Origin of the sequence: Streptococcus mitis, assembly GCF_965111725.1 — a bacterium.
GTDB lineage: Bacteria > Bacillota > Bacilli > Lactobacillales > Streptococcaceae > Streptococcus > Streptococcus mitis_DV.
In genome coordinates this window covers 515,040-527,908 of record NZ_OZ217341.1, presented here as the reverse complement: position 1 = coordinate 527,908, position 12,869 = coordinate 515,040, and the positions used below count along the sequence as shown (strand labels likewise).

Below are 12,869 nucleotides of genomic sequence, written 5' to 3'. Positions count from 1 at the left end.
AAACAAGAAAGCAGGTAAAAGTCAATTTTAGAAGAAAATGAAGGAAATATAGCAAATTGAAATAAGATGAGAATAAATCGATTGGGAAAGTAAAATCAATTTCTATAAATGTTTTAGCAATTGTTTCGTACTATTTTAGATTCAATCTATTATATTCCCACTATAAAACGCATAGTATCAAGCTTGTTCAACACCTGATACTATGCGTGTTTGTAATTTTTAAGATTTTGTGCCTAGAGTTTTTTAATTCCAAGAATGCCATCTTAACCAGATGGTTTTCTTGTCTATTATTGCTGATCTTACAACAACGCCTCAAACTCAGCCACAGTCATGCCTAACTGCTGGCTGGCAACCTCAGAAGTCAGGAGACCTTGGCGGACCATATCCAGGAAGGCAAAGAGTTTTCCACGTTCAAGTCCTTGTTCAATCCCCTCTGCACGCCCTCTCTCCAAGCCCTTTTCTTCAGCTTGTTCCAAGGCATAGTCCTGTGCTAATAATGCTTGTTCTTCACGCATACGTAGTTGACTAAACATCTTCCTGTCCTCCTCGGACCAGCTCTTGTAGTCTAGCAGTTGGTCTGCTTGGCTGATGGCTCGCTCGGGTTGTTGGGTAAAGGGTTTATTCCCAAAAAACTCCAACCACGGTTTGCGAATGCTATCTTTGCTGGTTTCTCTGTATTTTCTTAATTCCAAGAACGCCATCTTGACTAGATGATGTTCCTGTCCATTACTTGTGATGGTTAAGGCTTCACCTGTCGTGTCCTCGCGCATACTAAAGCTATGAAAAGCCAAGTCATCTGAGAAGTAGTTGCTATCCACAATGGCGATGGCATAGACTGGTGCGATATGCTTGTAACTCTGGTGGGTATCACCTTCACGTTGGCGAATTTTTTCTAGGTTTTGATTGACCTGACTGCACAGGTAAGCCCATAGGCGATTGATGAAAAAATTCTGATGATGTACCTGAATCTCAATGATAACTTGAGTGCCATTGTCCAACTCCGCTAACACATCTATACTGGTATAGAAATCCTGCGCTGAGTAGGGCAGGGAAGGCAAGACATGAATATTGCTTCCCTCCAAAATGGTTACATTTTTTGCTGGTAAGTCCAGCATATCGCGGATAAATTGACAAGTGATTTCTGGGTTGCTAAAGATTTTCTTAGCTACCAAATCATTGGTCGGGCTAATGCCCGGATGTCTTAGAATCATCCTTTTCCTCCTTCTATTATACCATAGTTTTAAATCTAATTTTGCTAGATTCTATGGTTCTATCTATTTATTCGGAAAAGAAGTGAGAAAGTTAAAAACTATTGACCCTAATCACTTGCAAAGAGATATATCTTGCTCGCATTATTTATTAAAAGCTATATTTTACAAAAAAGATTACAAAATCAACCATTTTAGAAAATCCTTACCACTTTCTAGACCATGAATTCTAGTGTTTTTATACTCCTAGCTTTCTCGTCAATATGCCATAAAGCAAGTTCAGTTGATCCATTCCCCATACTCGTTCACTCTATAGCCGTCTGGTGTTACCGAATTGAAAAGTAGTTTACCCAAAGCATCAATATAGTACCACTTTCCTTTATAATAAATCCATGTATTGGATGCCATGCGACCAGATGATCCTAAGTAGTACCACGCGCCACTTGAATCTTGGAACCAGCCTACCTCCATCATGCCATTATCCTTTAGGTAATACCAATTACCGTCTGTATCCTGTAACCAACCGGTTTGCATGATTCCATTCGCATCAAAATAATACCATGCATCATTTTCTTTCATCCAGCCTGTCCGTTCTTTCCCATCGGAATTTCTAAAATACCACTGATTATTTATCTTATGCCATCCTCTTTGTTGATTATATGTAATAACAGAATGTTCAACAGTAGAAAGTGACCTGTTATCCGCTTCAACGCCAAAAACAGCTGTTAACGATGAAGAACCTGTCCCGTTCGTTGTGAATTGAGCAGTGGTTTCTGGGCTAGATAATCTTTCCTGTTTTGATGGAGTATTTATTTTACTCTCATCTCGGTGCCCTTCTACTGTCAATTTTTCTCCACCTGTAACTTTAGCCACAAAGTCTGGAACTTTCACTCTTTCAGGGACTAGTTCTTTTGAAGATACTATAGACTTCCCAAGGTCTCCTTGTGTTTTTTCTCCTGATACTAAAACCTCTGATTCTGAAAATCCCTCACTAAACACAGGCAATTCTTCTCTAGTCGGCGCATCTTTTGGAACTAGAGACTCTACTTTATCTGGAGATACCACTTCCTTCACACCCTTACGAACCACACGCTCTCTCATAGGTGTAACCTCGACTGTACGAGAATTTTCAACAACCTTTCCGTCAGGTAAGACCTTATAAGTAACCGTAGTGACTTCTTTACCTATAGAACCTTCAGAAATAACCTCCGTTTGCCCTTTCTCTAATTCTTCGGAGTCCTCAAAACGTTCTGTAATCGGAAGTTCTTTTATAACACTGTTGGGTTTAATACCTAAAGTAATCACCTTGGATTGAGGAGCTATTTTCTTCTCAGAAACTTGAGAAGATACCGCTCCTGTATACTTATCTACTTGATAAGTAGTAGTTCGAGTAACCACCCCTCCTTTACCCTCTACAACTGAACGGAAACCAACTTCTTTCGTGTCATCCCCTTGATAAACCGTATCAAAGGTAATAGAGGTTTTTTCTACTCTTGACTTAGTTCCTTTATACACTGTTCGATAAATAAGTGGAACACCTTCTTTTTCGCCCTTATTTTCTTCTGTACGCTCTTTTCCAACCTCAAGGGTATTATCACCCTCATAAGTTGTAATAACCTCTGTTTTGGGCTTCTCCTGCGGTTTAAAAGGGGGTTCTGATTTCTCTTTCTCTTTATCAGATACCGCGGGCGAGGTGTTTGGTTTATCCTCTTTTGGGTTTGTTAAATTTTTGTCTTTCTCATCGACTACTACTTCATCTTTTACATAAACAGGGTCTTTTGGATGACCTTCAATATAAGAACGAACCCAATCCAACTGCTCTTTTGATAAGACCAAACCACCACTGCGACTTCCTACAACACCATTTTGGTGAACTCCAATTAAAGCACCTTTATCATTATAAAGACCACCACCAGACGCTCCGGGTTTTGTACCTTCATAGCTGATACCCTCTATACCTGAACCAAAATCAGTAGTACCTACTACCTCACTATCCAATACAAGAGACAAGCGACCGTCCGGGAAACCATAAACCGACACTTTTTCACCTTTAGCAACAGAAGTTGACTCAGATACCACCTCTACAGGAGATACCGCTTTGAACTCTTCTTTTAAACGAACCAAGGCTAAGTCATTTTTAAAGCCAAATACAGAGTCTTTCTTATTCCAATAAACAATATCATCATCTGAAAAGTTTATAGAAGCACCGTTTGGTAAAGTTGTTTTATACACTGTGTTAGTACGACCTGATTTCGTAACTACCTCAGAACCCTTAGCTGTCAAGAAATTATGAGCGACTGTTAACACCAAATTAGGTGTAATCAAAGTACCTGACCCTGAACCATCTGGCGTTTGAATATGCGTAGTCGCATAGAAATTTGCAGAACCGTTCGGAGCTTGTAAAACCTCTTTGCTAGGTACAGGTAAGTTCGATTTACCACTCAAATCGACTTTACCAACTTCAGTTCTTGCAAAATCCGAAGAAGACGTAGATGGAGGAGTTACCGAATCTACTACCGCTCTTATAATTGTATCTCCTAAAGCTAACTTACTAACATATTCATCAGACCAACTAGTATCACTTACTAGTTTGTTGACAGAAACTCCGTTGTAAGATACCACTTTAGCCAAAGGCGAACTTGAAATTAACTGCTTAAACTCAGGGTTTTGGCGCAAGTAAAACTCTAAACCACTGCCTACGGAACCTTCCTGAACAACCTTATCTGAAATCAAAGGAGTTCCTTCAGTATCTTCCACTCGAAGTAGAACACGACCTTTTTCTTCACCTTTAACTAAAGTAGCTCTACCTTTTTCATCAAAGTGATACCAAGCACCGTCAATTTCTTGCTCCAAATCTTTTAAGGCTCTATGATTTTCATCATAGTAGTAACGATTTGCACCATCTACATACCAACCCTTTATACCATATTGATCAATCATGGAACGAATCCAATCCTTATGCTTATCCGTGAAAATAGTTCCACCTCCAATACGCTCACTTTCTTTAGCGCTTGGAGTATTCGTTCCATGTTGGTGGATACCTACTACTTCTCCCTTATCATTAAACAAAGGAGCACCTGAAAAACCTCCTAAAGCTGAGGAATGATAAGTGACTGCACCACTCTCTTTATTGACACTGCTAACAGTTGTTGATACTGAATAAGCCTTACCGTCTTTCAAGCGAGCTTTATTCTCTTCACTTAAATTTGGAGTCGAAAAATCATTAGGATAGCCGACCATAGAGATTTTATCACCAGTAGAAACCTCTTTATGACTTAGCTCTCTTGGTGAATCTTCTCCACTTGTCATAGCTTCTACAGGCTTTTTAGTTACCACTACTGACAAATCGTTACTATAGTCTTTACCAAAATCTTTGCCGTTATACAAATGAATAGAGTCTTTCTCAAGAGCTTCTGATACTCCTGAAGTGGGTACTTTGTTGTTTTTCTCTGTGTCTGAGTTCATCACCACATAACTACGAGCAGACTCCCCACCACGCAAGACCGCAGACTTATCCTCTTGGTTTTTATCATAGTAATTATGAGCTACTGTTACCATCACATTCGGCGCTACAAAGACACCGCTACCTGATGCGGTTTGTTTTCCACTTGTTCCGCTATCATAGGTGGTATAAGTCATAGCAACACCTTCCGCAGATTTACTATGAACGTCCACATCTTTTATATCATCGCCGCCTTGAATGACGTCAGCAGAAACGACCCCACCACCAATAACTGGTAAATCTGGTGTAGCTAAGCCAATCACTGCGGATAGTGTCAAGCAACCAACCAAACCATAAGCTTTTGACTTACGAAATTTTCCTAAACCTTTTAAATATAAAAACATCTTTTTCCTCACTTTAGTTTCTAATACTTATTTATCCAGATATAATAGCTTACAATCTTTTAAAATCTTCAAATAAGTTATGATTGTTCCATACTCTTCAAACCATGTCATCTTCGTCTTGCCGTATGTATATGATACTGACTTCGTCAGTTCTATCTGCAACCTCAAAACAGTGTTTTGAGCTGGCTACGGCTAACTTCCTAATTTGCTCTTTGATTGTTTGAGTATAAGGACATGTTGGATTCTATGTGCTGTACTGTCAACAATACACTCTTCTTGTATATCTACCAACATGATCTACAAAATTTTATTTTACTATAATTTTACCTATATTCCAAGACAAGAAATAAAATAATCAAGAACAAAAACGCATATAACCAATAACTAGCTATATGCATTTTAACACTTAAAGTGAACTGTTAAGTTGCGACTATTAGTATCCAGTCAGAAATATACAGTTTATTTACGACTAGCAAGTCATTTACCCGGCAATAGGAGCTCATCTAAATTGATTTTTTCTTAGAGTAGAAATTTCTACTAAAACTATCTAAATAAACTTTTAATCTCTATGACGGACAAAACGTGTCTCAGTTATTCATCAACATCCAAGGTTCTAGTAGTTGACCCACTCCCCATTGGAGTTAACTTTATAACCATCCACTATGGTATTAACAGCTAATCTTCCGCTTTCATTGACATAGTACCATTTGTCTCCAACTTGGAACCATTGATTTACCTTCATTGCACCAGATGATTCCTGATAGTACCAATGGTCTCCATCTTTTATCCAACCAGTCGCCATTGAACCGTTAGAATGGAGATAGTACCACACACCACTGGATTCAACCCAGCCAGTAGACATTGCTCCACTCTCACTCAAATAATACCATTGGTTACCATCTTTCACCCAACCAGTTGCCATCGCACCAGTAGAACTCAAGTAGTACCATTTACCCGCTTCCTGATGCCAGCCTTTCACCACTTCACCAGCAGATGTATAAAAATACCACGCACCATTTTCTTGCTTCCAACCAGTCGTTACTGGAACTTTAGTCTCAGTTTTAAGAGGAGTTAAAGTAACATCTCCTACATAAGATTGGAGGTAACGAGGAGCAAAATAAGTAAGAGGAGAGTTTGCTACCATTCTGCCTGAAGGCTCCATAGACACTTGATTCTTCTCTGACTTCCTTTCTGTCATCTCCTCAGATACATCTTCTCTTACTGTATTCATGGTATCGACAGGATTTTCTTTCGCATCTTCAGGAATTCTACTACCAGCTAGTGTAACTGGTAAATCATGCATACTGTCAATTCTACCGACCAGTAGACCTGTAATTTCTTGACCTGCATCTTCTTTATTGAAGGTAAAAAGTAGAGTTTTTTGATCTGCCTGGGTCAAGAAGGTAGCTTTGTGTCCATTCGCTAAAGTCAAAGTCGGAATAGAATTCACTAGTACCTCAGAATCAAATTGTATCGCTAAGATACCTTGTTCTGCATCCTCTTCTTCTGTTTCCAATTTACGAACTTCCCTGATAGTTACACTTGTTGGATATACCGGATCTTTTGTTAAAAATTCCCAGTTAAATTTTCTAAATGATAGGGTATAGGCATTTTGTCCTTTTTCAGTATGTTCATACAAGATACCATACTCACCGTTTCCTAATTCTTGAAGCGAATTATAGGCAAACTCTCCTTTTTGAATTGATCTATGATGTAACCAAGTCAAGTCTCCGTTGTCCTCTACACGAGCCAAATGAGCCATTCCATTCGTCCGTTTAGGTCCTCCTGAATTGGTTAAAATGATGTATTCTTTTCCTTCGTGCATGGTGTGAATAGCAGCCATTTGGACATAAACATCTTTAACCTGATTGTATCTCTTGATTTCCTTGTCCCAAGTTTGCCCACCATCTTTACTTGTGGCAACCTGTAAATCACCCGTTAATCCTCTCATAAAGAGTTTCACATCACCATTATTTAACTGTACAGCAACTGACTCTGTATTTTGGGCAGGACTATTATTCATAGTTGAGGAATGAATTTTCCTTCTGCCTACTGTCCTATCATCATTAACAGCAGCTCCAGCCTGCCATGTTTCTCCATGGTCATCTGAATAAATCAAACGAGAAGACTGAGATCCGCTTAGATGGGAGATAGCGTTGGTGGTATAAGTAGGAACTAGGATACGACCCTTGTGCTCTCCTGTTCTAAGCACAATTCCTGTACCTGGACCTGTTCCTAAAAATTTCATCCAATCTTGGCGAATTGATGGTGTAATATCTCTTGGTTTCGACCATGTTTTCCCATCATCATCACTATAGGAAAGCCACAAATAGCTCGTATAGGCTACACGAAATGGATTTTTAGCAGATTGAGCAAAGTAGATATTCCCAAGAAGCTCTTCTCCTTTATAGAGGTCGCCCTTATCTCTGTAGGCTTCTTCTTTTGGATCCACTACAACGCGATAATCTGTTTTTTGATTATTTGCATCATATACTTCTCCGTTTTCTCGGACAGTATATGCTTGATTTTCCCCTTGTTTATACAGTAATTGATAGTGCTTGTCTCCAACTTGTTGATAAGCTTTTTGAGGTTTGTTTGGCATTCCAAAGACAGCTCGACCCTCTGGAAACATATCGTAGATTGAAAAAATTCTCTTTGTGGTAGGATCTTGAACCAAGACCATATCGATATTAAGTGGAGATGGTGCCTGCGGATCTTTTGCTTCTGGATTGTCTCGCAGGTTGGTCAAGGTTAAGGTTGGCTGCCAAGTAGTTCCCCCATCCTCACTTCTCCTAACGACCATAGCAATATCTCCCCAGTCAGAATGGTGGAGACGACGCTGATCTGCTCCTGCCAGTAATGTTCCTTTATCCGTACGTAGCAAAGCTGGAATCCGATAACTCTTAATTCCTTCACTATTTGGCTTATCATTGACACCACTCATAAACAACTCTTGCTTTTCTGTCAAGACTGCCCCTTCAGGAAGTGACGGCTCAATATCTGTTACATCAAATAACTGGCTACGTTTTTTGACTTCCTCTGGAGTTAGAGCACGATTGTATACAGTCAGATTACGAATAGAAAGATTTGAGCCCCACTTCAGTTCTCCTGCTCTATTAGTTGCACCTAACTGGAGTTTATCCACGTCCGGCATGTCTGCCAGGAATTTCCCTGATTTTTTATTCGTACGAGATAATACACCATTCACATAAAGACGAACCTGACCATTTGGACTATCCTTTCTTGGTCTTTCAACAGTAAAAGTAACCGAATTATACTTGCCTGGTCTAATCTTCAAAGGCGCATCTGTATAACTTCCATAAAATTGACTACCATCAGCTCCACGTCCCTCTATCAAAGCTGTCCCATTATTGATTGCCATTGTAAAGTACTCATTTACTTTAGTTGTACTGGAAGCAGAAAAGAGATTGTAAAAACTAGGACCATCAGCAGCCGGTTTGAACTCCACATGAACAGTTGCATTTTGGAGTCCCTTTACTTTCTCTAATTCATCAGACAAGTCTACTCTTTTTCCATTTGAATCATTCGTCTCTAAGTCATCTTTTTCTATCACTGTTTCGACATTTTCTAAATCTCGTGCATAGTAATCTCTTGGAATTTTTTCTTCTTGCTTATCTTCATGTTCTTGCTCATTGCCAGAAAGTTCAGTCTCTGAAACAGACTCTACATGCTCTGCAGGAAGAGTTATATTTTCTCCTTCCTCAGAAGGCTGGCTCTTTTCTGTATCAGTTAGGGTTGAGCTCCCCCCCCCGAAAGTTGAGTTTCATTTGCCAGAGGTTGCTCACTCGCCCCTTCTTGAGCTAAAACAGGAGACGTTCCAAACACCACTGCTCCCACAATCATAGAAACCGCTCCTACCGATAGTTTCCTAATACTATAACGACACTTACGTTCTTGAACATTCCGATTCATACTGTTCCTCTCTATATCTATATCCCGATTTCTGAAATAAGACATTTACTCCAGAAAATGCACTTAGTTTGTCTTTTTTTAACCTTCTTTTACTACAGTTCATTTAAATGACAAAATGAACTAAACAAACTATCTCAAATCGGTGTCAATTTTCCCCTCTCCTTTCTCCAATCAGACTCCTGCCAATCTAGTTTATCTACCAGGACACCGCTGCAATTAAACTAAAATATCTCTTTATAAGCAAATTATTGGACATCGGCTTATGCTATTTACACCATACTTTCTGCTCAATCCTTATCGAACACTTTTTCAAATAGCTTTTCGTAGGCATAAATACTTATAGAAATAATGGGAAATATAATCAAGCTTACAATCAGAATCTTATCCAACTTAAAGGGGACAATCCCAAATAAGTGAAGAAATAAATCAATCAGAAAACTGTCGAAAAAAACTGTCAAAAGTAGTTCAACTTGTCTTTTTCTCTGCTTTTTTGTCTTGAATGCCTTAAATATCATATTATTCCCCTTTTCTAAGCTTCAATCCCTTCTCTCTATCTGTCATTTCGCATAGCTACTACTATTTTTACAGCAATCTATCTTTAAATATACATAAAGATAAGATTCTATCACTTTTTATAAGTGTTAGCAAATTTATTATACCTCATTTTTAAAACGCTTTCAATACAGTGTGATATAATAGATTTTAGTTTCAAGAAACTCTTTTATATAATAATCTCCTTGAAAGTAGTTTCAGCTGAACATTTATAGTCCATAAAAAGAAAACAGAGATTCATCTGTTTTTATACTCAATGAAAATCAAAGACCAAACTAAGAAGCTAGCCGTAGCCTGCTCAAAACACCGTTTTGAGGCTGTATATGAAACTGACGAAGCCAGCTCAAAACACTGTTTTGAGGTTACAGATAGAACTGACGAAGTCAGTAACATATACATATGTCAAGCCGAAGATGGCCTGGTTTGAAGAGATTTTTGGAAAGTATTAACACCTACAGACAAGCCTGACGATAGCAAGAACTACCCTACTCGATAGGTATCGGCTTTTGCTTTCTGAAAAAAATTATTTTAAGCAATTTGACAAAGCTAGCAACAAAAAATTCTATAAATATTTCCACAATAAAACGCATAGTATCAAGCTTGTTCAACACCTGATACTATGCGTGTTTGTATTTTTTAAGATTTTGTGCTTAGAGTCGACTCCTTATTTTAGATATTTAAAAGAAATCTCACTTCCACAGAGCCAATTGTAGACTTGGTCGTTAACAAATACATTCATGGCTTCGTGAGCATACTCGGGCATGATGCGATAGGCCTTATCGCAAGTCAGACGGTTATAAATCGCAAACTGGGTAATAGGATAACAAACATCGTCGTCCAAGCCCGTAATCATCTTAACCTCACCCTTGATACGATGGGCAAGATTTTTCACATCGATATAGGCAAGGGTCGCCATGATTTCCTCCTCTGTTTCATGAAAAGGATCGTAGAACTTGAAATATCTAAAAAGTTCGTCATAGGCTTCGCTGGTATTGCCAATTTCAAGCACTCGTCTGAAGTCTGACAAGAAAGGATAGATGGCAACAGTTTTCTCAATTCTAGGATTGAGCGCTGCTGCAACCAAAGCTAGAGCACCACCTTGAGAGGCACCATAGCTGGAAAGACGCTTCTCATCTACCTCAGGCAGATTAGCAATAATTTCAACCAACTGGTAAATATCCAGATAAACATCCTTATAAAAGAGGTGATCCCGACCTTCCACAGCACCACGGATAATATGTCCCTTAACCGTATTTCCTAGAGGAGAACGCAAACCGTCTTGCGAATAACCTGACTGGCCCCGCACATCCATTGAAACAACACCGTAACCAGCTACGGTGAAAGCTAGCATGTCGGTCCAGTCCCAGCCACGTCCCATATAACCATGGAAATGGAAAATCATTGGAACTTTATCCTCACTTTTTGGAAGGACGACACGTGCATAGACCTTACCTTCATTGGTTCCTTCAAATGTCAACTCATAGCACTTGACTTGAGGGATGTGAAAATCTCTTTCCTCCAACTGGTAGGCTGGAAGCGTGGAAACTTTTTTCACTTCCTCATCCCAGAACGCATCAAAGTCCTCTGGAACCTCATCCCGTCCTTTATAAGTCTTGATTTCTTCTAACAAAGTTGGATTTTTCATAGCATGCTCCTTTTATTTTGTAATCGCTACCACAACTGTAGCATATCTAGGGAAGCAATGCAAGAAAGAAGGGTAAATAGAAAGTGAATTTAGCCTTTCTTTCTTCAAAGCTATCATCTGAAGGTAATCTTAAACTTCTAGTATTCAGTCTTACATATGATCCTTCACAGCTACTGCTACCATTTTGGATTTTGCACGGACTTTACCCGCCACTGACATTTCCATAGAAATAATTGCCTTTCTTTCCCCTAATTCCTCCAGAGTAGAAATGACGACAATTTCATCGTCAATTGGGGTTGGGCTAAGATAATCAACTTCTAAATGAGCTGTGATGAAGCGACCGATAACTGTTTCGTCTGTCAATTCCAAACCTTTTTGATGATGGGCAAACCAAGCTGCTGACGCCGTACCATGGCAATCAAAAATAGTCGCTATCATTCCTCCAAAGACATTTGATGGAATTCCGCCAGTATAAGCATTTTCAAGCTTTATCCGACTAATACAACGCTCCCCATCCAGACTTGGATAGGTTTTTAAATGTAAACCCAAATCATTCTTTGGGCCGCAACCCCAACAATGCTGGAAGCGTTCTCCATACCTATCCTGGATAGCAATCGTTCTTGTTTCTAACATTCTTTTCACTCCTCCTTATTCAGATGGGGTCATTATATCAAGCTTCCGTCAAAGAGTAAATAGACTGGAAGACTAATATCTTTTTATCACTTGACTAAGTTTGATTTATAGCCGATTATTTCATAAAAATAAAAAGAGCATTTCCGCCCTTTCTTATATTTATATTATTTTGTTGCTTCTTTCTTCTGGAAAGTGGTTTGGTAATTTACTTTAATCGTTACTGTCATGTGAGAGTCCTCGTTTCTTTTTGATGACTCTAGTATAAGGGTCAAACCTGAAAGCTAGCTTAAGTTTTCCTTAGAGAAAGCTTAATCTAAATGTTCTTTCTTTTCCAGATGAAGAGCAATCATGCGCCACTCTGGATCCTCTTGCCAAGCTTCTGTGTAACGAAAAAAGAGCAGTTACGCTCTTCTTCCTTTATTCAATCTTAGTTTGTTGCTTCTTTCTTTTGGAAAGTAGTTTGGTAATTTACTTTAATCGTTACTGTCATGTGAGAGTCCTCGTTTCTTTTTGATGACTCTAGTATAAGGGGCAAACCTGAAAGCTAGCTTAAGTTTTCCTTAGAGAAAGCTTAATCCAGATGTTCTTTCTTTTCCAGATGAAGGGCAATCATGCGCCACTCTGGCTCCTCTTGCCAAGCTTCTATGTACATAGTATGGCTAACGAAAAAAGAGCAGTTACGCTCTTCTTCCTTTATTCAATCTTAGTTTGTTGCTTCTTTCTTCTGGAAAGTGGTTTGGTAATTTACTTTAATCGTTACTGTCATGTGAGAGTCCTCGTTTCTTTTTGATGACTCTAGTATAAGGGTCAAACCTGAAAGCTAGCTTAAGTTTTCCTTAGAGAAAGCTTAATCTAAATGTTCTTTCTTTTCCAGATGAAGAGCAATCATGCGCCACTCTGGATCCTCTTGCCAAGCTTCTGTGTAACGAAAAAAGAGCATTTCGCTCTTCTTCCTTTATTCAATCTTAGTTTTTTGCTTCCTTCTTTTGGAAAGTGCTTGGGTAATTTACTTTAATCGTTACTGTCATATGAGAGTCCTCGTTTCTTTTTGA

General features: G+C 38.9%; 8 protein-coding genes. 1 reads left to right on the top strand and 7 read right to left on the bottom strand.

Features of this window, described 5'->3' with window-relative positions:
• Positions 1-299: 299 nt before the first annotated feature.
• The 5 genes from ACLV7Q_RS02750 to ACLV7Q_RS02730 form a co-directional block, all read right to left on the bottom strand.
• A complete protein-coding gene (locus ACLV7Q_RS02750; protein ID WP_218756970.1) occupies positions 300-1,211 on the bottom strand; it encodes an Rpn family recombination-promoting nuclease/putative transposase in 912 nt (303 codons plus the stop codon).
• 276 nt (positions 1,212-1,487) lie between these two features.
• A complete protein-coding gene (locus ACLV7Q_RS02745; protein ID WP_218756971.1) occupies positions 1,488-5,054 on the bottom strand; it encodes a trypsin-like peptidase domain-containing protein in 3,567 nt (1,188 codons plus the stop codon).
• Between the two features lie 613 nt (positions 5,055-5,667).
• Positions 5,668-8,628, bottom strand: a complete 2,961-nt coding sequence (locus ACLV7Q_RS02740) for a sialidase domain-containing protein (protein ID WP_411865982.1) — start codon at positions 8,626-8,628, stop codon at positions 5,668-5,670.
• Positions 8,629-8,804: 176 nt separating this feature from the next.
• Entirely contained in the window at positions 8,805-8,987 is a 183-nt protein-coding gene (locus ACLV7Q_RS02735; RefSeq protein ID WP_100127745.1) for a YSIRK-type signal peptide-containing protein, read from the bottom strand.
• Positions 8,988-9,274: 287 nt separating this feature from the next.
• Positions 9,275-9,502 carry a hypothetical protein gene (locus ACLV7Q_RS02730; protein ID WP_050234264.1) on the bottom strand — a complete coding sequence of 76 codons (228 nt, stop codon included), beginning with the start codon at positions 9,500-9,502 and terminating at the stop codon, positions 9,275-9,277.
• 293 nt (positions 9,503-9,795) lie between these two features.
• Between ACLV7Q_RS02730 and ACLV7Q_RS02725 the strand changes: the two genes are divergently transcribed.
• Positions 9,796-9,966, top strand: coding sequence for a hypothetical protein (locus ACLV7Q_RS02725; protein ID WP_218756972.1), 171 nt, complete (start codon positions 9,796-9,798; stop codon positions 9,964-9,966).
• A 237-nt stretch (positions 9,967-10,203) separates the two neighbouring features.
• Here the strand turns inward: ACLV7Q_RS02725 and ACLV7Q_RS02720 are convergent, their stop codons facing one another.
• Positions 10,204-11,184, bottom strand: coding sequence for an acetylxylan esterase (locus tag ACLV7Q_RS02720; protein WP_218756973.1), 981 nt, complete (start codon positions 11,182-11,184; stop codon positions 10,204-10,206).
• A 150-nt stretch (positions 11,185-11,334) separates the two neighbouring features.
• Positions 11,335-11,817, bottom strand: a complete 483-nt coding sequence (locus ACLV7Q_RS02715) for a PaaI family thioesterase (protein ID WP_218756974.1) — start codon at positions 11,815-11,817, stop codon at positions 11,335-11,337.
• Between the last annotated feature and the right edge of the window lie 1,052 nt (positions 11,818-12,869).